Genomic DNA, 21,339 nt, shown 5'->3' on the forward strand with positions numbered 1-21,339 from the left:
GATCACGGGCAGGGCCCGCGCACGACGGGCAACGGTCAGGTGATCGTGGCGTGCATCTCCCAGACGAGGATCTCGGCTGGTTCGTCGGCGGTGACCCGCCGGCCGCCGGTCATGGTGAGCCGGGCCGCGTCGCCGGTGCCGAGCGGGCCGCTGCCCTCCAGGGTCACGGTGCCGTTGGGCACGTACAGGTGCACGAAGGGCGCGTCGGGGATGGTGACCTCGTCGCCGGGGGTGAGCCGGGCGGCGTGCAGGGTCGCGTACCGGTTACGGATGCGGATCGCGGACGCACCGTCGTAGCGGTCCATTCCGGAGGCGATCGGCACCAGGCCGCCGCGGAGGAGTTCGTCCTCGATCTCCAGTTGCTCGTAGCCGGGGTCGACGCCCTCCTCGTCGGGGAGCACCCACATCTGCACGAAGTGGACCGGGTCGGTGTGCGGTTCCTGGTTGTTCAGTCGCCAGGCGTCGTTCTTCTCCGAGTGCAGGATGCCGGTGCCGGCGCTCATCCGCTGGGCCAGGCCCGGGTAGATCACCCCGGAGTGGCCGGTGGAGTCCTGGTGCACCAGGGAGCCGCGCAGCACCCAGGTGATGATCTCCATGTCCTGATGGGGGTGGGTCTCGAAGCCGGCCCCCGGGCGCACCACATCGTCGTTGTTGACGAGCAGCAGGCCGTGGTGGGTGTTGGCCGGGTCGTAGTGCCGGGAGAACGAGAACGAGTGCTTGGAGTCCAGCCAGGAGATCCGGGTGGCGAAGCGGTCGTCGGCGCGGCGCACGTCGACAGCTGGCGCGGGAGCGGTCACCAGGCACGCTGCGCGGTGTCGGGGGTGGTGGGTGCCCAGGTCAGGGCGGGCTCGCCGGTGGCCAGTTCGGCGATCTCACCGGTCCGCAACTGCGGTGTGTGACCGAACTCGGCGCAGTGCTGCTCGGCGATCTCGGCACAGATGTCGGCCACCTGCGCACAGATCGGCTCACCCAGGTCCGCGGCGTTCAACGCCATGATCATTTTGTACCGGAGATCCCGCACAGCCACCCCCACCGCCGTCGTCCCGCCACCTTCGGACCCTACCCGGCCCGATCCGCCGCCACCCCGGAACGGCGCACACCCCACACCCCACGCCCACCGCCGCAGGCCATGCCCACCGCCGCAGGCCGCGCCCACCGCCGCAGGCCGCGCCCACCCCGGGCCACGCCCACCCCGGGCCACGCCACGCCGAAAAACGCCGCCACACCCAAAGGCGCCGCCACACTCAAAGGCCACGCAGCACCCAAAGGCCCCGCAGCACCGAAAGGCCCCGCAACACCGCAAGGCACTGCAACAGCAAAGGCGCCGCCCGCTCGGATGCGGGCGGCGCCTCAGGTCGGGGGGTCAGAAGAACCGGCGCCGCTTGGCCTTCTGGGGACGCATGAGGTCCGCGCCCTTGGTGAGCAACCGGGTCATCCCGGAGGGACCACGCCGGGCCTCCAGGGTGTGGCTGAGCCGGCGGGCACCGGCAGCCGCCAGGGGCACCGCGACCGCCATCACCGCCCACTGGGCAATGCGCTTCTGGATCATGTGGGTTCACCTCCGTCAGTGGCTTCTGACGGAGGTGATACCCAGAGTGACGGGAGAGTAAGCGCGTCGGCTCAGATCACCGGGGCGACCGGATTGGGCAGCGCCCCACCGAAACGTCGGTCCCGCTGCGCGTACAACTCGCACGCATACCAGAGGTGGCGGCGGTCGAAGTCGGGCCAGAGCGTGTCCAGGAAGACCAGCTCGGCGTACGCGGACTGCCAGAGCATGAAGTTGGAGATCCGTTCCTCACCCGAGGGGCGCAGGAACAGGTCCACCTCCGGGATCTCCGGGTGGTAGAGGTACTTCGCCACGGTCTTCTCGTTGACCTTGGTCGGATCCAGTCGGCCGGCCGCCACGTCGCGGGCGATCGCGGCGGCCGCGTCGCCGATCTCGGCCTGCCCGCCGTAGTTGACGCAGAACTGCAGGGTCAACGTCGAATTGTCCCGGGACATCTCCTCGGCGGTCTGCAACTCGGAGATGACGCTCTTCCACAACCGGCCGGACCGGCCCGACCAGACCACCCGGACGCCGAGGTCGACAAGTTGGTCACGGCGGCGACGGATCACGTCCCGGTTGAACCCCATCAGGAACCGGACCTCGTCGGGCGAACGCCGCCAGTTCTCGGTGGAGAACGCGTACGCCGACAGGTACGGGATGCCCATCTCGATGGCGCCCTCGATGGTGTCGAAGAGGCTGTGCTCCCCCGCCTCGTGCCCCTTGGTGCGGGCCAGCCCGCGATCCTTGGCCCAGCGACCGTTGCCGTCCATCACCACCGCCACGTGCTTCGGCACCGCCTCGGTGGGCAGCGCCGGCGGCCGGGCGCCGGACGGGTGCGGTGTCGGCGGCGTCGGCTCCCGCCGGCCAGCCTTCTTCGATCGGATCACTCGGTCACTCCCTGTTCGCGCCGTCCGCCCCGGCCTCGACGTCGCCACGCGGCCGGAGCACCACGGCCCCGGTGCCGTCCGGCGGCGAGGCCGTGCCGGCCGCCGAGGGACCCCGGTCGACCAGCGGCAGCGAGCGTAGCGCGCGCTCCAGGTGCCATTGCAGGTGAGCCGCGACCAGCCCACTGCACTCCCGGCGTACGCCGGAGTCGGTGGCGTCCGCGAGCACCCAGTCGCCGGTGGTCAGCGCGGACATCAGGTCGATGGTGGCCGGCGCGGGGTGGGCCGCGCCGGGTGGCCGACAATCCGGACAGACCGCGCCACCGGCCGGCACGGAGAAGGCCCGGTGCCGCCCGGGGGTGCCGCAGACCGCACAGGCGACAAGCGCCGGCGCCCAGCCGGCGAGGGCCATCCCCCGCAGCAGGTACGCGTCGAGCACCAGGGTGGTGGCATGCTCGCCCCGCGACAGCGCCTTCAGCGCACCCACGGTGAGCTGAAACAGCCGCAGCGACGGCTCCCGCTCGACCGGGGTCAGCCGCTCGGCGGTCTCGGCGATCGCGCTCGCCGCCGTGTAGCGGGGATAATCCCCGAGGAACCGCTTGCCGTACAGGTCGATGCCCTCGACCTGGCTGACGGTGTGCAGCGAGCTGCCGTGGTTGCCCTTCGGGTCGCCGGCGAGCTGGAGGTCGACGTGGCCGAACGGCTCCAGCCGGGCGCCGAACTTGCTGGTGGTGCGGCGGATCCCCCGGGCCACCGCGCGCAGCCGGCCGTGCCGACGGGTGAGCAGGGTGATGATCCGATCGGACTCGCCGAGCTTTTGCACACGCAGCACCACCGCGTCGTCGCGGTAGAGCTGTCGGCGATACCCGGCCATCGGGCCATTCTCCCTCGGGGTGTGAAATCAGGGTTGGTTCGGGGTGGATGCGCGGACGAACCCCGATGCGCCAGGCTCATCACCGGTCGTAGCGTGCTGGTCATGGCAATGCACCCCACCACCAGCGCCGCCCGTCGCGCCACCGCGCCCGTCGCTCTGGGCCTGGCAACCGCCCTCATCCTCGTCGCCGGGTGCGACAACCTCGCCATGCGCCGGCTCGACTACGACGACACCGAGGCGGTACAGGTCGCCACGATTCGGGTGTCTGGTGGTTCGGGCGACGTGGTGGTCCGCGGCACCGGCCCGGCCTCGCAGGTGCGGATCAAGCGCGTGGTGCGGTATCAGGGCGGGGAACCCGACAACGCCCGGTACGAGATCAAAGGCAACGAGTTGGTGCTGGACACCGACTGTGGCTCGCGGTGCAGCATCTCCTACGAGGTGTGGGTGCCGGAGGGCGTGACGGTGCAGGGCGAGACCAGCTCCGGCAACGTCGAGCTGAGCCGCGTCGGCGCGGTGGACCTGCGGGTGAGCTCGGGCGACGTGCGGGTCTCCGGTGCGTCGGGCGCGCTCGGGGTGGAGGCCCAGTCCGGCAACATCGAGGTGAGCGAGGCCGCCGCCGCGGTACGGCTGCGCGCATCGTCCGGAGACATCAACGCACGCCGGTTGGGCGGCACTGTCGACGCGGAGGCCACCTCCGGCAATGTCGTCGTCGAGCTGGACAAGCCCGCCTCGGCCCGGGTCCACGCCTCCAGCGGTGACGTCACGCTGCTGGTGCCGGAGGGCAGCTACCGGGTCCGATCCAACGCCGATTCCGGCGACAAGACGGTCACCGTCCCCGACAACCCGGCGGCGTCCCTGGTGCTCGACGGTTCGGCCAGCAGCGGCAACCTCACGATCCGCGAGCGTTGATCTCGACGCTGGCCGTCTCTCCGGCGACCCGCTGCGCCGGTACCACCACTCGTGCGCCGTTCGCCCCCGCCGCCCCGGCACCGTCCGCCGCTTCGCCGACCGACCGAAGCGCCGCATCGGCCCGGAGCGGCGATCCGGTACCCGTCCGGGCAGCGGGCTCGACGGGCCGCTGCGGGCCGCCGGGAATCAGCTCCGGGGGGCGACCCGCGGCGACGTCCTCGACCCAGCCGACGGCCAGGGTGACCAGGCCGACAAGCGCGAAGACGAGCAACACGCGGACGGCCAACCCGACCGGGTCCTGATGGGACCAACCCACCACGTCGACAAGCGGGGTGAGCGCCACCACGAACGGCATGTGCCAGAGATAGATGGTGAGCGCCCGCCGGTTGACAGCGGTCACCGCCCGGTCGGCCAGCCGGTTTCGGCCCAGCCAGGCCACCCCGGCGGGTGCCCGACCCAGCACGACCAGGATGAACGCGGCCGACCAGAGGGCGTTGCCCAGGTGGTTGTCGTTCAGGTCGTACCCGCGTGGACCGGGATGCCCGACGATCCAGGCGCCGCCGGCCACCGCGAGGGCGAGCGCCACCGGGTAGAGCACCCGCCCGGTGAGCCGGCGCAGCATCCCGGCGTGGTTGGCGAAGCCGAGCAGCCACGCCCCGAAGTAGAGCCCGAACTCGCGCAGCACCGGCGGCGCCGGGTAGATCCCCGCCTCGATCGCCACCAGCAGGAGGTACGGGGCCAGCAGGGTGGGCAGCGGAGCACGGCGGAACAGCCAGAACGCGACAGGTGAGGCGAGCACGAACCACAGGTAGTCGCGCAGGTACCAGATGACGCTCAGCGCCAGGGCACCCCAGTGGTTGGCGGGCGGGTCGGCGACCGGCAACAGCCACAGCAGCACCCGGGGTGTCACCGGCAGCCCGCTGAGCAGCATCGCGGGTACGAACACCACCGCCAACACCCAGAGTGACGGCAGCAGCCGACGCAGCCGACGCCCGACCGCCGTCGGCCCGGAGCGAGTCAGCGACGCGGCCATCAGCGAGCCGGCCAGCGCGAACATCACCGACATGGCGGGGAAGACGAGGGTGAGGGTCGCCCACCCGGTGACGTGGTAGACGATCACTCGGACGATGGCCAGGAAACGGAGCACGTCGAGGTACCTGTTGCGCATCAGCCTGCATCTGGGTCGGGGACGCTTGGCGTATCTCCCCTACCCTGCGCGACGCCCGAACCGGACGGCCGCAACCCCCGACCGAAGGTGAAACATCCCATTCGCCCGACCGAAGACGATCATGCCGCCGGTCGGGCCGGCCCGCTGCGGAGGACGCTCAGAAACCCAACTTGCGCAACTGCTTCGGGTCGCGCTGCCAGTCCTTCGCGACCCGCACGTGCAGGTCGAGATAGACCCGGCCGCCCAGCAACTCCTCGATCTGCCGGCGGGCGTTGGTGCCGACCTCCTTGAGCCGGCTCGCCTTGTGACCGAGCACGATCGCCTTCTGGCTGGGCCGTTCCACGTACAGGTCGGCGTAGATCTTCATGACCTGACCCTCGGGGATCATTTCCTCCACCACCACGGCGATGGAGTGCGGAAGCTCGTCCCGGACCCCCTCCAGGGCGGCCTCGCGGATCAGCTCCGCGACGAGCACCTGCTCGGGATCGTCGGTCAGCATGTCGTCCGGGTAGAGCTGCGGCGACGGCGGCAGGTACTTGGTCATCACGTCGACGAGGGTGTCCACCTGGTGCCCGGCGACCGCGCTGACCGGCACGATCTCGGCGAACTCCCCCATCTGGCTCACCGCGAGCAACTGCTCCGCCAGGCGGCGCTTGTCGACCAGGTCGGTCTTGGTGACCACCGCCAGTACTGTCGCCTTCAGCTCGGCCAGCTCACCGGTGATGAACCGGTCCCCGCGCCCGACCGGCTCGTCGGCCGGGATGCACAGGCCGATCACGTCGACCTCCGTCCAGGTGGACCGGACCAGGTCGTTGAGGCGTTCGCCGAGCAGCGTGCGGGGGCGGTGCAGGCCCGGGGTGTCGACCAGGACCAGCTGTGATTCCGGACGGTGCAGCACGGCCCGGATGACGTGCCTGGTGGTCTGCGGCTTGTTCGAGGTGATCGCGATCTTGGTGCCGACGATGGCGTTGGTGAGCGTCGACTTGCCGGCGTTGGGCCGGCCGACGAAGCAGCCGAACCCGGCCCGGTACGGCCGCGCCTCCGGGTCCTGCACGGGGCTCACTGGTTCACCGTGCCGAGGACCGTGCCGTCCGGGGCGGCCACGTGGATCGGCGCGTCCGCCGCCAGGTCACGCACGGCCGCGTGCCCGGCGCCGTCCAGGGTCGACGCCTCGGTCACCACCACCGCGGCCTCCAGCCGGCTCGCCCCGGCCGCCACGGCCGACGCGACAGCCAACTGCAACGCGGTGAGAGTCAGCGAGGGCAGCGCGACACTTGCCGCCGCGTACGTCCGGCCGTCCTGATCCCGGACCGCGGCACCCTCCACGGCGGCGACCCGGCCACGGGCTCCCCGGGCCAGGACGACAAGCTTGGCGTCCTCGGCGCTCAGGGGTGCCGGCGCGGTGGGGGCCGGCCGAGGGGCGGGCGCGGCGGGTGTGTCAGGCATCGGCGGATTGCCTCTCGTCGTCTCGGTAGTTGTCCGTGTCGTCCCCGGAGCCGGCGTGCTCGCCACGCCCCGTGGTGTCCTGCTCATGGCCCGACTCCACCCGGTTGACCAGGACGGTGTCGATCCGGTTGCGCCGGCCGGTGGTGCCCTCGGCGAGCAGCCGAAGCCCGGCGACCTCGACCTCCGCGCCGGGGATCGGCACTCGCCCCAGCGACTGGGCCAGCAGCCCACCGACCGTCTCCACCTCGTCCGTGGGTAGATCGGTGTCGAACATCTCGCCCAGGGTCTCCACCGGCAAGCGGGCGGTCACCCGCACCGAGGAGTCCGTCAGCCGTTCGACGGGCGGGCGTTCGACATCGTACTCGTCGGTGATTTCACCGACGATCTCCTCCAGGATGTCCTCGATGGTGACCAGACCGCCGGTGCCGCCGTACTCGTCGACCACGATGACCAGGTGGTTGCGGGCCGCCTGCATCTCCGACAGCAGGTCGTCGACCGGCTTGGACTCCGGCACGAAGGTCGCCGGGCGCATCAGCTCGGCCACCGGCAACTGCTCGGCCGCCGGGTCACCACCGCGGGAGCGCCGGATCAGATCCTTGAGGTAGAGCACACCGAGCACGTCGTCGACGCTCTCGCCGATCACGGGGATGCGGGAGAAACCGGAACGCAGGAAGAGCACCAACGCCTGCGCGAGCGTCTTGCCCTCCTCGATCCACACCATCTCCGTACGCGGCACCATCACCTCACGGGCGATGGTGTCACCGAGCGCGAAGACCGAGTGGATCATTTGACGTTCGCCGTGCTCGACCACGCCGCGCTGCTCGGCCAGGTCGACAAGCTCACGCAACTCGACCTGGCTGGCGAACGGCCCCTCCCGGAAGCCGCGTCCCGGCGTGACCGCGTTGCCGATCAGGATCAGCAACGAGGCGAGCGGGTTGAGCGCCCGGCCCAGCCAGCGGACCAGCGGCGCCACCGCCCGGCCCACGGCGTACGCGTGCTGCCGGCCGATGGTGCGCGGAGCGACGCCGACCACCACGAAGCTGACCACCGTCATCGCGCCGGCGGTCACCAACGCGGCCCGCCAGCCGGCGCCGAAGCTGTCCACCGCGACCAGCGCCACCAGGGTGGTGGCGGTCAGCTCGGCGAGCAGTCGCAACAGCAGGAGCAGGTTGAGGTGCCGGACGACGTCGCCGGCAACGGCCTGGAGGGTACGGGCGCCCCGCACACCGTCGCGGGCCAGCTCGGCGGCCCGCGCCGGCGAGACCGCGGCGAGCGCGGCCTCGGTCATCGCGATCAGGCCGGCCAGCACCACCAGGCCGGCCGCGAAGACGATCAGCTGCAGGTCGGGAAGGCCGGCGGTGGCACCGGCCGCGAGTAACGGAGGAGTGGACATCACTGGGTGCGGGTCGACCGCCAGCTCGCCAGCAGGCGGGCCTGGAGGGCGAACATCTCCCGCTCCTCCTCCGGCTCGGCGTGGTCGTAGCCGAGCAGGTGCAGGACCCCGTGCACGGTGAGCAGGTGCAGCTCGTCCGCGGAGGCGTGCCCGGCGGTCGCCGCCTGCTTGGCCGCGACCTCGGGGCAGAGCACGATGTCGCCGAGCAGTGCGGGCTCGCCGCCGGCCGGCGCGGACTCGCCCGGCCCGTGGTCGACACTGCCCTCGTCCATGGGGAAGGCGAGCACGTCGGTCGGACCGTCGCCACCCATCCACCGGTGGTTCAGCTCGGTCATGTAGTCGATGTCGACGAGCAGCACTGACAACTCGGCGAGGGGGTTGACCCCCATCTCGTCGAGGGCGTGCCGGGCGACGGCGAGCACGGCATCGGTGTCGACCTCGACACCGGACTCGTTGGCGATCTCGATGGACAACTGCTTTCCTCTGCTTTAGCGGCGGCGGCCGGCCCGGCCGCCCTGGGCGGGTCGCCCGGGCACGGCGTGGACGCCCTGCGCCTGCTGATTCTCCCGCTCGGCGTCCCAGCGGGCGTACGCGTCGACGATCTCCCCCACCAGCCGGTGGCGGACCACGTCGGAGCTGGACAACTGGGAGAAGTGCACGTCGTCGACGTTTTCCAGGATCTCCCGGACGACCCGCAGGCCGCTGCTGGTCCCGCCGGGAAGGTCCACCTGGGTGATGTCACCGGTCACGACGATCTTGGAGTTGAAGCCGAGCCGGGTGAGGAACATCTTCATCTGCTCGGGCGTCGTGTTCTGGGCCTCGTCCAGGATGATGAACGCGTCGGAGAGCGTCCTGCCCCGCATGTAGGCGAGGGGGGCGACCTCGATCGTCCCCTGGGCCATCAGCTTCGGGATCGTCTCCGGGTCGAGCATCTCGTGCAGCGCGTCGTAGAGCGGGCGCAGGTACGGGTCGATCTTCTCGTTGAGCGTGCCGGGCAGGAAGCCCAGCCGCTCACCCGCCTCCACCGCCGGCCGCGTCAGGATGATGCGGTTGACCTGCTTGGCCTGCAACGCCTGAACGGCCTTCGCCATCGCCAGGTAGGTCTTGCCGGTGCCGGCCGGGCCGATGCCGAAGACGATGGTGTGGGTGTCGATCGCGTCGACGTACTTCTTCTGCCCGAGCGTCTTGGGGCGGATGGTGCGCCCGCGACGGGAGAGGATGTTGAGCGTCAGAACCTCGGCGGGCCGCTCGGCGGTGCCCTGCTCGAGCATGCCGACGGTACGCCGGACGGCGTCAGTGGTCAGGGTCTCGCCTTTCTCGATGAGTTCGAGTAGCTCGCTGAAGACCCGCTCGGCGAGGGCGTTGTCCGCGGGGTCACCGGTGATGGTGATCTCATTGCCGCGGACGTGCACGTCACTGGTGACCGAACGTTCGACGAGCCGGAGTATCTCGTCGCCTGCGCCGAGCAGATTGACCATGATCTTCGAGTCGGGCACGGTGATCCTGGTCTGCACCCGGGGCGGGCCGGGAGGTGGGGTGCCGGTCATAGGTTGGGCCGAAGGGCCCTGCGCACCTGCTCTCGATCTCGGCGCCGGCCCTGCTGGCACGGCGTGCGGACGTTACACCCATCGTATCTGTTCAACGTGGGCCGCATCGCGCCCATTTCCGCTGGCCGCGATCAACTCCCGGCCCGGAAGTCGTACCTGTCGAAGGTCTCCTGGTGCCGGGTGAACCGGTACGTCGCCCAGTGCATCCGGACCACCGCGCCGGCCCCGTCCCGGGTCAGTCGCAGCAGCTCACCGGCCTCCCGACCGGAGACCGTGCGGAACACGTCCGGCTGGTCCGGCAGCGCGGTGAAGATCGCCGGCGGCCGTCCGGCCGGGTCGGCGGCCCCGCGGGCCCGCAGAGCGCCGTCGTGCCAGGAGAAGACGTACTCAAAGCCCTCGCCCCACCAGCGGCCGAGCACCCCCCGCAGGGCCGCCGGAGCCGGCGCCCCGGGCCGCCACGGCTCGATCTCGGCCGGGTCGTGCTCGACCGCCGCCGCGAGCAGCCGGTGCGGCAGGTCGAGCACCTCGGTCGCCGTTCCGGAGGAGCCGAGCACCGCGGCACCCATCGCGCCGGGCGTGCCGTCGCCTCCGCGCCGGCCGTAGACGGCGGCGAGGAAACCGGGCATCGCCCCGTCGTGCCCCACGTGCACCACCCGTTCCCCCTGCGGGACGAGGATCAGGCCGAGCCCGAAGCCCGCGCCCCACAGGGTCTCGTCGGTGGTGGTCACCGGCCAGCGCATCTCGTCGAGCGTGGTGGCGGCGAGGACCGCGCCGGCCGGGTCCAGTGCCGCAGGGTCGGCGAGGAACGCCGCCCAGCGGGCCATGTCGGCCGCGGTGCTCCAGAGCTGGGCGGCCGGGCCGACCGCGCCGAAGTCGGTGGGCGGCTCCGGGTGCGCCTCGTCGGAGTACGCGTCGACCAGGAACCCGGTGGCCGCCGTCGACCGCGGGGCCACGCTGGTGTCGGTCAGCCCCAGCGGGGTCAGGATCCGGTCGGTGAGCGACTGCGCCCAACTCCCGCCGCGCAGCCGGGCGACGAGCTGACCGAGCACGGCCAGGCCCAGATTGGAGTAGTGGAACCGCCGGGCCGTCGGCAGCACCCGCTCGGCCCGGTCCAGCTCGGCCACCAACTGGTCGGCGTCCGGCGCGCGCAGGCTGTCCCAGACGTCACCGAACGGCTCGCGTTGCAGGCCGGCGGTGTGCGACAACAACCGGCGGACGGTCAGCTCGCCGTGTGCGGGAAGGTCCAGGTGCCGGCCCACCGGGTCGTCCAGGTCCAGCAGCCCGTCGTCGCGGCACTGGAGGACCAGCACCGCGGTGAAGGTCTTGGTGACCGAGCCGATCCGGAACTGGGTGCCCGGCCCCAACGGGCTGTCCGTGCCTGTCGCGCCGACGGTGCAGTTCCAGAGCGGTCGGTCGGCCCGGTGCAGCGCCGCCGACACCGCCGGCACCCGGGCGTCGGCCTGCACCCTGCGGACCAGCCGACCCAACCGGTCGTACACGTCGGGGACGGCCGTCATGCCAGGTCCCGGGCGAGCATCGGGCCGAGTGGCGCACCACCGAGCAGGTGCGCGTGCACGTGGAACACTTCCTGCCCGCCGTACGCCCCGGTGTTGAACATCAACCGGAAACCGTCACCGAGCAGGCCCTCGTCCTCGGCCACCGCGGCGGACGTCGCCAGCACGTCGGCGGCCAGCGCCGGGTCGCCCTGGGCGAGCGTGGCGACGTCGGCGTAGTGCTCCTTCGGAATGACCAGGACGTGCACCGGCGCCTTCGGGTCGATGTCACGGAAGGCGAGCGTGGTGTCGGTCTCCCGGACCACGGTGGCCGGGATCTCCCCGGCGACGATGCGGCAGAACAGGCAGTCGGATCCCATCGGGGCAGTGTAGGAGGGGAGATGGCGGCTGAGGCAGGATGGCCGGCATGACGGATCGAGCGGTACTCGTGACCGGTGCCTCACGCGGGATCGGCCGCGCGGTGGCGATGGCGTTCGCGGCCAGCGGCGACCGGGTGGCAATCCACCACCGCGACTCCGCCGAGGCGGCCGAGAAGGTGCGCGCGCAGCTGCCCGGCGACGGGCACGTGGTGGTCCGCGCCGACCTCACCGACCCGGACTCGGTCCGGGCCATGGTCGACCGGGCCGCCGAGCTGCTCGGCGGGCTGGACGTGCTCGTCAACAACGCCGGGACGTACGGCGACCGGGACGACCCGCACCCGATCTTCGGCGCGTCCTACGAGCAGTGGCAGCAGCGCTGGCAGCAGGTGCTGGCGACCAACCTGACCGGTGCCGGCAACGTCACCTGGTGCGCCGCCCAGCACATGCGCGAGCGCGGCGGTCGGATCGTCAACGTCTCGTCGCGGGGCGCGTTCCGGGGCGAGCCGGACCAGCCGGCGTACGGCGCCAGCAAGGCCGGGCTGAACGCCCTGGGCCAGTCCCTCGCCGTGGCGCTCGCGCCGTACGGCATCACGGTCGCCACCGTCGCGCCAGGCTTCGTGGCGACCGACATGACCACCGAGCACCTGCGCGGCGAGCAAGGCGCGGCCATCCGGGCCCAGAGCCCGTTCGACCGGGTGGCCCAGCCGGAGGAGATCGCCGCCGCCGTGCACTGGCTCGCCTCGCCGCAGGCCGAGTGGGCGTCCGGCACGATCGTCGACCTCAACGGCGCGTCCTACCTGCGGAGCTGAGGGAAGGTCAACGCCGCACCCGATGGGTCCCTCGGTTTCCACCCACGGGTGCAGCCACGCCGGTTCCCGCCGCTCCGGCCCCGGGAAGCTGCCCAGACGAAGTGGGCAGGACAGGACCACCAGGCATGCCTCAGGCGGCGACGCCGAGTTCCGACTGGACCTCGCTCAGTCGATGCCTTCGACGATGCGGAAGTCGCGCTCGACGCCGTCGGAGAGGGCGACCAGCGCCTCCTGGTAGGCCGCACTCTCCCGTGCCGCGACGGCCTGCTCGAAGCTGTCGAACTCGACAACGACGGTGCGCTCGGCGATTCCGCCGTCGTATGCGGCGACCCGGCCGCCACGGACGAGGGTCCGACCGCCCCAGGCCCTGGCGGCCGGACCGGCCAGCTCGTTGTAAGCGGCCAGCTTCTCGGGGTCCGAAATGGTGCGGTAGACGCTGACCCAGTAGCCCTTGGGCATGGAACCTCCACTGTTGGGATGAGTGCATCCAACTTACGGGTTGGTCCCGGACGAGCGTGGGCCCGCGAGAGCGAGGCTGGTCAGCGTCGTGATCACCATGGCGCCGATGCCGACCAGCGCCGCGGTGGTGTAGGCGCTGCCGACGGGAAGAGGTGGCCGGGCAGCCGCGTGGGTCAGGTCACCAGCGGCCGAGGCGGGTGGCGAGCACGCTGAGCGCCGCCACGCCGGCGGTCGAGGTGCGCAGCACGGCCGGGCCGAGCCGGACCACTCGCCCGCCCGCCTCCCGGAAGGCCGTCAGCTCGGCCGGCGCGATGCCACCCTCGGGGCCGACGACCAGGACGATCTCACCGGCGGGCGGCAGCTCGGCGGTGCTGAGCCGCTCCTCGGCCTCCTCGTGCAGCACGAACCCGGCGGCGGCGCCGGCGATCCGGCGGGCGACGGTGGCGGTGGACTCGTCCGGCGCGCCGGCCACCACGGGCAGCCACGGCCGGCGGGCCTGCTTGGCGGCCTCCCGAGCGGTGGACACCCACTTTTCCCGGGCGCGTACGCCCCGGTCGCCACGCCACTGGGTCACCGAGCGGGACGCCGCCCAGGGCACGATCTCGTCCACGCCGACCTCGGTCATCGCCTGCACCGCCAGCTCACCGCGGTCGCCCTTGGCGATGCCCTGCACCGCCACGATCCGGGGGACCGGCGCGTCCGCGTACCCCCGGGAGGTGATGGTGACCTCCAGGGTGCCCCGGCCGACGGCGGTGACCACGGCGGCGGCCGTGCCACCCCGACCGTCGGCGAGCAGCAGCTCCTCGCCGACGCGCAGTCGCTGCACGGTGGCGGCGTGGTGCCCCTCCGGGCCGTCCAGGGTCAGCGCGTCGCCGGTGGGCAGCGCCTCCACCAGGAACAGCGGCGCGGACACCTCAGGCGTGCCCGTTGAACGCGTCGCGCATCCGGGAGAAGAAGCCGCCCTGCTTGGACAGCTCGGCGACCTCCTCACCGCGGGTCTTGGCGAAGTCGCGCAGCATCTTTTCCTGGTCCGGGTCGAGCTTGGTCGGGGTCCGCACGTCCAGGTGCACGTAGAGGTCGCCTCGGCCGGTGCCGCGCAGGTGCGGCACGCCCCGGGCGCGCAGTCGCAGCGTGCTGGCCGGCTGGGTGCCGGCCTTGACGTCGACCGTCTCCTCGCTGTCCAGGGTCTTGATGGTCAGGCGGGTGCCGAGCGCCGCCGCCGTCATCGGCACGGTGACCCGGCAGTGCAGGTCGTCGCCCTTGCGGGAGTAGACGTCGTGTGGCCGTTCGTGGATCTCCACGTAGAGGTCACCGGCGGTGCCGCCACCCGGGCCCACCTCGCCCTGCTGGGCCAGCCGGATCCGCATGCCGTCCTCGACGCCGGCCGGGATCTTGACGGTCAGCGAACGGCGGGTGCGCACCCGGCCGTCGCCGGCGCAGGTGGGGCAGGGGTGCGGGATGGTGGTGCCGTAGCCCTGGCACACGGTGCACGGCCGGGCGGAGACCACCTGGCCGAGGAAGGTGCGCTGCACCGACTGCACCTCGCCCCGACCGGCACACGCCTCGCAGGTCGCCAGGTGGGTGCCGGCGGCCGTGCCGGCGCCGGAGCAGGTGGTGCAGAGCACGGCGGTGTCGACGGTGATCGGGGCCTCGACGCCGAACGCCGTCTCGTGCAGGTCCAGTTCGAGTCGCAGGATCGCGTCGGCACCCGGGCGGGTCCGTGGACGGGGGCCGCGCGCCCCACCGGCCGCGCCACCGAAGAACGCGTCCATGATGTCCTGGAAACCGACGAACGGGCCGGCGCCACCGGGGCCACCCGGGCCGCCGGCGCCACCGCCGCCCGGGGCGAGCGGGTCGCCACCCAGGTCGACGATCTGCCGCTTCCGGTCGTCCGAGAGGACCTCGTACGCCGCGTTGATGTCCTTGAACTTCTCCTGAGCCTCCGGGTCCGGATTGACGTCCGGGTGGAACTGGCGCGCCAGCTTGCGGTAGGCACGCTTGATCTCGTCATCGGAGGCTTCCCGGCTGACACCGAGGATGCCGTAGTAGTCCCTGGCCACTGCGTTCCGTGTCCTCATGTTCGTCTCGCGTTGCGCCGATCCGGCGGCAAACAGCCGGCCGTCGGCCCTGACTGGTCAGTTCTGGGCCAGCAACTCGCCCACGTAGCGTGCCACGGCGCGCACCGTGGCGATGGTGCCGGGGTAGTCCATCCGGGTGGGTCCCAGCACTCCCAGGCCGCCGACGATCGTGGTGCCTGGGCCGTACCCGGTGCTGACCACCGAGGCGGCCCGCAGGTTGTCGAACTCGTTCTCGTCGCCGATCAGCACCCGGGTCGTGCTCGGCTCCGTCTCACCGATGAGCTTGAGGAGCACGACCTCCTCCTCCAGCGCCTCCAGGATCGGACGCAGCGAACCCTGGAAGTCGAGCAGGCCGCCCCGGGTGAGGTTCGCGGTGCCGGCCAGCGCGATGCGTTCCTCGTGCCGCTCGACAAGCGTCTCCAGAAGGACGGTGGAGAGCGTGGTCATCGCCGGGCGCAACTCGGCCGGCACCTCCTCGACGAGCGCCTGCACCAACGGCGGCGTGTCGGACAGCCGCGCGCCGGCGAGCTTCTCGTTTGCCAGCCGGCGCAGGTCGATGACGTCGTCGGCCGGCACCGGACCGGGCAGCTCCACCAGCCGCTGCTCGACCCGCCCGGTGTCAGCGATCATGACGAGCATCAGCCGGGTGGTGGAGATCGGCACCAGCTCCAGGTGCCGGACCGAGGAGCGGGCCAGGCTCGGGTACTGCACGACGGCCACCTGCCGGGTCAACTGGGCGAGCAGCCGCACTGTGCGGTGCACCACGTCGTCGAGATCGACAGCGCCGACCAGGAAGCGCTCGATGGCCCGACGTTCGGCCGGGCTGAGCGGCTTGACCCGGGACAACCGGTCGACGAAGAGCCGGTAGCCGCGGTCGGTGGGCACCCGGCCGGCACTCGTGTGCGGCTGCCGGATGTAGCCCTCCTCCTCCAGCACGGCCATGTCGTTGCGGACCGTGGCCGGGGAGACCCCGAGCTGGTGCCGCTCGACAAGCGCCTTGCTGCCGACCGGCTCCTGGGTGGAGACGTAGTCCTCGACGATCGCGCGGAGCACGGCGAGCTTCCGGTCGTCGAGACCCATCCTCCGCACCTCCTGTCGCACGTCGGCCGCCGGGGCCGTGGGGCCCGGCATAGCCGTCCTGGCACTCGACTGTAGCGAGTGCCAGTCTACGTCGGCGTACCCGCCGGCGCGATGATCAACGGCCGCCCACTGGTGCGGCGTTGCCACGGACCCCTACCGTGACATCCATGACTGAACCTCCTCGCCCTCCCGGCGCGGGTGACCCCGGCAACTACCCGCCGGAGCCGACCTCTCCCAGCTCGTACCCGTCGGCCGAGCCACCCACCGCACCACTGTCCGGGGCGCCTGGCCCGGGCGGCTATCCCCCGGCTGGTGGCTATCCGCCGCCCACCGGTGACCAACCGCCGTCAGGCGGCTACCCCCCGGCGGGGGGCTATCCGCCGCCCGGTGGTTACCCGCCGCCCGGTGGCTACCCTGCTGGCGGATATCCGACCGGCGGCGCCTACGGCGGCCCCGGTGGCGGCTTTGCCAGCAACGAGGACAAGACCTGGGCGCTCGTCGCGCACTTCGGCGGCGCCGCCGGCATGATCCTCAGCGGTGGGGTGCTGGGTTGGATCGGCCCGCTGGTGGCGCTGCTGGCCCGCGGCAACCAGTCCCCGACGGTGCGGGCGCACGCCGCGGCGGCGCTCAACTTCCAGCTCATCTGGTCGGTCGTCGGCGTGGTCGGCTGGGTGCTGTCCTGCATCCTGATCGGCTTCATCGGGGTCGGGGCCGCCATCATCCTCGGCGCCGTGTTCGGCATCATCGCCGGCATCAAGGCCAACGAGGGTCAGCTCTACCGCTACCCGCTCTCGGCCAGCTTCATCAAGTGACCCGGGTCGGCCGCTCCCCCGGCCGGTCCGGTGCTCCGCTGCCCCGGTCCGGGGCAGCGGGGCTGGCTCAGGGCAGCAGGTCGCGCACCACCGCGTCGGCGAGCAGCCGCCCGCGCAGGGTGAGCACCGCCCGACCGGCGGCGTACTCGTCGGCGGCCAGCAGGCCGCCGGCAAGTGCCCGCTCGGCGCCCGCCCGTCCGGTGGCGTCGAGCACCGCGAGCGGCAGGCCGCTGGCGAGCCGCAGCCGGAGCATCACGTCCTCCATGTGCGTCTCGTCGGCCGTGAGCACCTCCCGGGCCAGGCCGGGAGACGCGCCCTCGGCCAACCGCTTGGCGTACGCCGAGGGGTGCTTGACGTTCCACCAGCGCACCCCGCCGACGTGGCTGTGCGCCCCCGGCCCCAGCCCCCACCAGTCCGCGCCGGTCCAGTAGAGCAGGTTGTGCCGGCACCGGGCGTCGTCGGTGCGAGCCCAGTTGGAGACCTCGTACCAGGACAGCCCGGCCGCGTCGAGCGCGGCCTCCGCGGCCAGGTAGCGGTCCGCGGCCACGTCGTCACTCGGGTACGCCAGTTCGCCGCGCCGCATCCGGGCGGCGAGCCGGGTGCCGTCCTCGACGATCAGGGCGTACGCGCTGACGTGGTCCACCCCGGCGGCCACGACCTGCTCCAGCGAGGCGGCGAAGTCCTCCGGCCGCTCCCCCGGGGTTCCATAGATCAGGTCCAGGTTGACGTGCTCGAATCCGGCGTCACGCGCTTCCAGTGCGGCAGCGGTGGCCCGGCCGGCGCTGTGCTTGCGGTCCAGGATCGCCAGCACCCCCGGGGAGGCGGACTGCATACCCAGCGAGATCCGGGTGTAGCCGGCGGCCCGCAGCAGCTTCAACGATTCGGGGGTGACCGACTCCGGGTTGGCCTCGGTGGTCACCTCGGCGTCGGCGGCCAGCCCCCAGGTGCGGTCGATGCCGTCGAGGATGCGGGCCAGGTCGTCGGCGGGGAGCAGGGTGGGGGTGCCGCCGCCGACGAAGACGGTGTCGACCCGGGGCGGCGGGGTGTCGCCGAGCACCCGGGCAGCGAGCGCCAGCTCGGCCAGGACGGTGTCGGCGTACCCCTCGCGGCTGGCGCCGCCGCCCAGCTCGGCCGCGGTGTAGGTGTTGAAGTCGCAGTAGCCGCAGCGGCTGGCGCAGAACGGCACGTGGACGTACACGCCGAAGCCGCGCGCGCCGACCGCCGTGGTGGCGGTGGCGGGCAGCGATCCGTCGACGGGGACGGTCTCACCTTCTGGAAGGACGCCGGGCATGGCCACTAGTGTGCCCGGCATGACCTCTCCCGACGTCCTCGTGCGGGTCGCCACGGCCCGTGGGGTGACCACCCTCACCCTGGACAGCCCGCACAACCGCAACGCGCTCTCCACCGGGCTCATGAAGCAGTTGCTGGCCGGGCTGGGCGACGCGGTCGCCGACGAGACGGTCCGGGCGATCGTGCTCGACCACACCGGTCCGGTCTTCTGCTCGGGAGCGGACCTGAAGGAGACGGCTGCGGCGTACGCCAGCGGCGCGGTGCCCGCCGGGATGCTTGGCGACGTGCTCGCGGCGGTCTGGGAGTGCCCGAAGCCGGTGCTGGCCCGGGTGGGTGGGCCGGCGCGGGCCGGTGGGCTGGGTCTGATCGCCGCCGCCGACCTGGCGGTCTGCGCCGACGAGGCGACGTTCGCGTTCACCGAGGTGCGGATCGGGGTGATTCCGGCGGTGATCTCGGCGACCGTGCTGCCCAGGCTGCACCCGCGCGCCGCCGCCGAGCTGTACCTGACCGGAGACACCTTCGACGGCCGGCGGGCCGCCGAGATCGGCCTGGTCACGGCCAGCGTGCCGGCGGACGGGCTGGACGACGCGGTGCGGCGGTACTGCGACTCGCTGGTGCGCGGCGCGCCGGGCGCGTTGGCCGGCGCGAAGGAGTTGCTGCGCCGGCCGGGCACCGCCGAGCTGCGTGCCGACCTGGCCCGGCTGTCCGCCCTCTCGACCGGCTACTTCCTCTCCGACGAGGGGCGCGAGGGGGTCCTGGCCTTCCGGGACAAGCGATTGACTCGATGGGTGGCCGCTCTGGACGGTGGCTCCGCTGATCTTGCCGGGTAGGCGTTGCTCTCCGCGCGCCGTGCGCGCGGCTTGATCGACTCGGTCTTCGTGAGGTCGGGGTGTCGAGTGCCTCTGGATACCGCGACTGCGCCGAAGCCGAGTCGATCACGGCGCGGGTTCGCCACCGCGGGCGGCGGCTGATCCGGCGGGACGCCGCCGGTGCTGCGGCGTCCCGGCGTCCGGTGGGGTCACCAGGCGGTCGCGCCGCCGTCGACCGGGTAGTTCGCCCCGGTGATGTACGACGCCCGGTCGGAGGCGAGGAACACCACCAGTTCGGCGACCTCCTCGGGTTGGGCGAACCGCTTGAGCAGCGTCTTGCCGGTGATCGCGTCCCGAGCCGCCTGGTTGTCACCCAGGTCGCGCTCACTCGCGGGGCTGATGATCGGCCCCGGGCTGACCGCCACCGCGCGGATCCCGTGCGGCGCGCCTTCGAGCGCGAGCTGTCGCGTCAGGCCGATGACGCCGGCGTTGGCGGCGGTGTGACCCACCATCGGGGGGACGTGACCGGCGATCATGCCGGCCATGGAGGCGGCGTTGATGATGACGCCACCGCCGCGCTGGACCAGGTGCGGCCAGGCGAACTTCGACACGAAGTACGGGATGTCGAGTTCACCGGTGATGGTGTACCGCCAGTCCTCGACGGAGAAGTCCGGCATCGGGCCGAAGCGGAGCGCGGCCGCGTTGTTGTAGACCACGTCGAGCCCGCCGTAGGCCACGGCGGCCTCCTCGACGAACTCCCGCACCTGTTCCGGATCGGTGAGGTCGACCGGCGCGATGCCGGTCATCTCACCGCCGGCGTTGCGGACGAGTTCGACAGTCTCGTCGTTGCCGGCGACCTGGATGTCGGCTCCGACGACCTTCGCGCCCTCCCGGGCGAAGATCTGCGCGGCGACGCGTCCCAGACCGCCGCCGGTACCGGTGATCAGCACAACCTTGCCGTCGAGCGTTCCCATGGAACTCCTCCTTGCTCCGTGACCCGGCTTGGTCGGCGTCGCGTACCACCGGGCGGGCCAGCGATTGACATGTCAACCGTAGTAACTGCTTGACCGGTCAACCACTTCCCCGCTCACCCGAGGCGGTGACCTGCACGACAGACCGGCGGCCGAGACGCAGGACCCTCCCCTCCTGGCCGGCGACGACCGGCACCAGACGCCTTGGATTGTCGTTGAGCAAGGGAGCGCGGGAGAGCGATTCGGGCAGGTGAGACCGCGCCCGGAGCGGGAATGCCTCGATCGGAACGCGTCGGCGGAGCCGACCCCGAACCGGGGCGGAGCCGCCGAGCCGGCCTCGAACCGCTCGAACGACCCGTTGGGCGCGACGGGGACGTACGCTTGGCAGACTTGTCGATCTGGGGGTGTGGGTGCGAACTCGGGCAGCCGTTGCGGGTGGAGTGGTCCTCATCCTCGTCGCCGTGATCGCGATCTGGCTCGTCGTACGACAGGTCGGGGGCGGCCTACAGCTACCACTCGCGGCACGCAAGTGCACGGTGCAGGCCGACGGCCGGGTCGCCCTGGACGCCGACCAGATGGCGAACGCGGCGACCATCGCGGCGATCGGCGCCCAACGCGGCATGCCCGAGCGGGCCGTGGTGGTCGCGCTGGCCACGGCGTACCAGGAGTCCGGGCTGCGCAACCTCGCCGACGGCGACCGCGACTCGGTGGGCCTGTTCCAGCAGCGGCCGAGTCAGGGCTGGGGCACCTCGGCGCAGATCCGCGACCCGCGCTACGCGGCCAACCGGTTCTACGCGGCGCTCAAGAAGGTCCGCGGCTGGGAGAAGATGCGCGTCACCGACGCCGCCCAACGGGTGCAGCGCTCGGCCTTTCCCGAGGCCTACCAGAAGTGGGCGGACGACTCCGAGGTGCTCAGCCGGGCCCTGATGGGCGACGCCACCGGCGCGGTCGCCTGCACTGTGGCGCGTACCCCGGTGATGCACGGGGCGGCGGCGGCCGCGCAGCTCACCCGCAACCTCGGGCTGGACTGGGGGTTGAAGGGGCTCGACCCGAACGACCCGACCGGGCTGACGGTGACTCCGGGCGACCAGCGCGACGGCTGGCGGTACGCGCACTGGCTGGTCTCGCACGCCCAGGACCACGGGGTGAAGCGGGTCCGCTTCGGCGACCTGGAGTGGACCGCCCGGGGCGGCACCTGGGGGCGGGTGAACGGCCAGCAGGACTCCGCCGGCCAGGTGGTGGCCGAGGTGTTCAACGAGGGGTGACCGGGCCGGATCTCTTAACCGGCAGTCACCGCACAATCGGACAAAAACCGGCAAAGACCCCTACCGATCACGGAAATCTCACTTAACGCAGCCTCCTCACTGCGTGGGGTTCCACCCGGGGCCCGC

At 72.1% G+C, this 21,339-nt stretch carries 24 protein-coding genes; 5 read left to right on the plus strand and 19 right to left on the minus strand.

Annotation, left to right across the window (positions count from 1 at the left end; all coding sequences use genetic code 11):
* Positions 1–35: 35 nt before the first annotated feature.
* The 5 genes from AB0F61_RS07025 to recO all read right to left on the minus strand — a co-directional run bounded on the left by AB0F61_RS07025 (position 36) and on the right by recO (position 3,304).
* Complete coding sequence (locus AB0F61_RS07025; RefSeq protein WP_357804290.1) at positions 36–797, minus strand: pirin family protein; 762 nt, start codon at positions 795–797, stop codon at positions 36–38.
* Complete coding sequence (locus AB0F61_RS07030; RefSeq protein ID WP_355030840.1) at positions 794–994, minus strand: thioredoxin reductase; 201 nt, start codon at positions 992–994, stop codon at positions 794–796. Before AB0F61_RS07030 ends, AB0F61_RS07025 begins: the two co-directional genes overlap by 4 nt.
* Before the next feature lie 369 nt (positions 995–1,363).
* A complete protein-coding gene (locus AB0F61_RS07035; protein ID WP_357244511.1) occupies positions 1,364–1,549 on the minus strand; it encodes a hypothetical protein in 186 nt (61 codons plus the stop codon).
* 71 nt (positions 1,550–1,620) lie between these two features.
* On the minus strand, positions 1,621–2,433 hold the full coding sequence (locus tag AB0F61_RS07040; protein ID WP_357804296.1) for an isoprenyl transferase: 813 nt from the start codon (positions 2,431–2,433) through the stop codon (positions 1,621–1,623).
* Positions 2,434–2,437: 4 nt separating this feature from the next.
* Positions 2,438–3,304 (minus strand): DNA repair protein RecO, encoded by an 867-nt coding sequence (gene recO / locus AB0F61_RS07045; RefSeq protein WP_357804300.1) that lies wholly within the window; start codon positions 3,302–3,304, stop codon positions 2,438–2,440.
* Between the two features lie 102 nt (positions 3,305–3,406).
* Between recO and AB0F61_RS07050 the strand changes: the two genes are divergently transcribed.
* Entirely contained in the window at positions 3,407–4,213 is an 807-nt protein-coding gene (locus AB0F61_RS07050; RefSeq protein WP_357804304.1) for a DUF4097 family beta strand repeat-containing protein, read from the plus strand.
* Here the strand turns inward: AB0F61_RS07050 and AB0F61_RS07055 are convergent.
* From AB0F61_RS07055 to AB0F61_RS07090, 8 genes are all read right to left on the minus strand, one after another.
* On the minus strand, positions 4,194–5,381 hold the full coding sequence (locus AB0F61_RS07055; protein ID WP_357804308.1) for an acyltransferase: 1,188 nt from the start codon (positions 5,379–5,381) through the stop codon (positions 4,194–4,196). The genes AB0F61_RS07050 and AB0F61_RS07055 overlap by 20 nt on opposite strands.
* A gap of 157 nt (positions 5,382–5,538) precedes the next feature.
* The gene (gene era / locus AB0F61_RS07060) at positions 5,539–6,444 is read right to left on the minus strand and encodes a GTPase Era (RefSeq protein ID WP_357804313.1); all 906 of its coding nucleotides are present in this window, start codon (positions 6,442–6,444) and stop codon (positions 5,539–5,541) included.
* Positions 6,441–6,827, minus strand: a complete 387-nt coding sequence (locus AB0F61_RS07065; RefSeq protein WP_357804318.1) for a cytidine deaminase — start codon at positions 6,825–6,827, stop codon at positions 6,441–6,443. Before AB0F61_RS07065 ends, era begins: the two co-directional genes overlap by 4 nt.
* A complete protein-coding gene (locus AB0F61_RS07070) occupies positions 6,820–8,244 on the minus strand; it encodes a hemolysin family protein (RefSeq protein ID WP_357805031.1) in 1,425 nt (474 codons plus the stop codon). Before AB0F61_RS07070 ends, AB0F61_RS07065 begins: the two co-directional genes overlap by 8 nt.
* Positions 8,220–8,693 (minus strand): rRNA maturation RNase YbeY, encoded by a 474-nt coding sequence (ybeY, locus tag AB0F61_RS07075; RefSeq protein WP_007463954.1) that lies wholly within the window; start codon positions 8,691–8,693, stop codon positions 8,220–8,222. The genes AB0F61_RS07070 and ybeY overlap by 25 nt, the downstream gene beginning before the upstream one ends.
* 15 nt (positions 8,694–8,708) lie before the next feature.
* Positions 8,709–9,767, minus strand: coding sequence for a PhoH family protein (locus AB0F61_RS07080; protein WP_357804334.1), 1,059 nt, complete (start codon positions 9,765–9,767; stop codon positions 8,709–8,711).
* A gap of 131 nt (positions 9,768–9,898) precedes the next feature.
* A complete protein-coding gene (locus AB0F61_RS07085; protein WP_357804338.1) occupies positions 9,899–11,284 on the minus strand; it encodes a serine hydrolase domain-containing protein in 1,386 nt (461 codons plus the stop codon).
* A complete protein-coding gene (locus AB0F61_RS07090) occupies positions 11,281–11,640 on the minus strand; it encodes a histidine triad nucleotide-binding protein (protein ID WP_088988083.1) in 360 nt (119 codons plus the stop codon). The genes AB0F61_RS07085 and AB0F61_RS07090 overlap by 4 nt, the downstream gene beginning before the upstream one ends.
* 47 nt (positions 11,641–11,687) lie before the next feature.
* Here AB0F61_RS07090 and AB0F61_RS07095 point away from each other — a divergent pair, with 47 nt between their 5' ends.
* On the plus strand, positions 11,688–12,449 hold the full coding sequence (locus AB0F61_RS07095; RefSeq protein WP_357804345.1) for an SDR family oxidoreductase: 762 nt from the start codon (positions 11,688–11,690) through the stop codon (positions 12,447–12,449).
* 165 nt (positions 12,450–12,614) lie between these two features.
* Here the strand turns inward: AB0F61_RS07095 and AB0F61_RS07100 are convergent, their stop codons facing one another.
* The 4 genes from AB0F61_RS07100 to hrcA form a co-directional block, all read right to left on the minus strand.
* Positions 12,615–12,908, minus strand: coding sequence for a DUF1330 domain-containing protein (locus tag AB0F61_RS07100; protein WP_357804349.1), 294 nt, complete (start codon positions 12,906–12,908; stop codon positions 12,615–12,617).
* 178 nt (positions 12,909–13,086) lie between these two features.
* Complete coding sequence (locus tag AB0F61_RS07105; protein ID WP_357804354.1) at positions 13,087–13,821, minus strand: 16S rRNA (uracil(1498)-N(3))-methyltransferase; 735 nt, start codon at positions 13,819–13,821, stop codon at positions 13,087–13,089.
* A 1-nt stretch (position 13,822) separates the two neighbouring features.
* Positions 13,823–14,968 (minus strand): molecular chaperone DnaJ, encoded by a 1,146-nt coding sequence (gene dnaJ, locus AB0F61_RS07110; RefSeq protein ID WP_172862226.1) that lies wholly within the window; start codon positions 14,966–14,968, stop codon positions 13,823–13,825.
* A 75-nt stretch (positions 14,969–15,043) separates the two neighbouring features.
* Entirely contained in the window at positions 15,044–16,066 is a 1,023-nt protein-coding gene (gene hrcA, locus AB0F61_RS07115) for a heat-inducible transcriptional repressor HrcA (RefSeq protein WP_357804358.1), read from the minus strand.
* A gap of 167 nt (positions 16,067–16,233) precedes the next feature.
* Between hrcA and AB0F61_RS07120 the strand changes: the two genes are divergently transcribed.
* Positions 16,234–16,878 carry a DUF4870 domain-containing protein gene (locus AB0F61_RS07120; RefSeq protein ID WP_357804363.1) on the plus strand — a complete coding sequence of 215 codons (645 nt, stop codon included), beginning with the start codon at positions 16,234–16,236 and terminating at the stop codon, positions 16,876–16,878.
* Positions 16,879–16,945: 67 nt separating this feature from the next.
* Here the strand turns inward: AB0F61_RS07120 and hemW are convergent, their stop codons facing one another.
* Positions 16,946–18,169, minus strand: coding sequence for a radical SAM family heme chaperone HemW (gene hemW / locus AB0F61_RS07125; protein WP_357805034.1), 1,224 nt, complete (start codon positions 18,167–18,169; stop codon positions 16,946–16,948).
* Positions 18,170–18,188: 19 nt separating this feature from the next.
* Here hemW and AB0F61_RS07130 point away from each other — a divergent pair, with 19 nt between their 5' ends.
* Positions 18,189–18,998 (plus strand): enoyl-CoA hydratase-related protein, encoded by an 810-nt coding sequence (locus tag AB0F61_RS07130; RefSeq protein WP_357804369.1) that lies wholly within the window; start codon positions 18,189–18,191, stop codon positions 18,996–18,998.
* A gap of 188 nt (positions 18,999–19,186) precedes the next feature.
* Here the strand turns inward: AB0F61_RS07130 and AB0F61_RS07135 are convergent, their stop codons facing one another.
* Positions 19,187–19,951, minus strand: coding sequence for an SDR family NAD(P)-dependent oxidoreductase (locus tag AB0F61_RS07135; protein ID WP_357804374.1), 765 nt, complete (start codon positions 19,949–19,951; stop codon positions 19,187–19,189).
* Between the two features lie 401 nt (positions 19,952–20,352).
* Between AB0F61_RS07135 and AB0F61_RS07140 the strand changes: the two genes are divergently transcribed.
* On the plus strand, positions 20,353–21,213 hold the full coding sequence (locus AB0F61_RS07140; protein ID WP_357804379.1) for a hypothetical protein: 861 nt from the start codon (positions 20,353–20,355) through the stop codon (positions 21,211–21,213).
* The last annotated feature ends 126 nt before the right edge of the window (positions 21,214–21,339 follow it).

The organism is Micromonospora sp. NPDC023888 (assembly GCF_040639415.1).
GTDB lineage: Bacteria > Actinomycetota > Actinomycetes > Mycobacteriales > Micromonosporaceae > Micromonospora.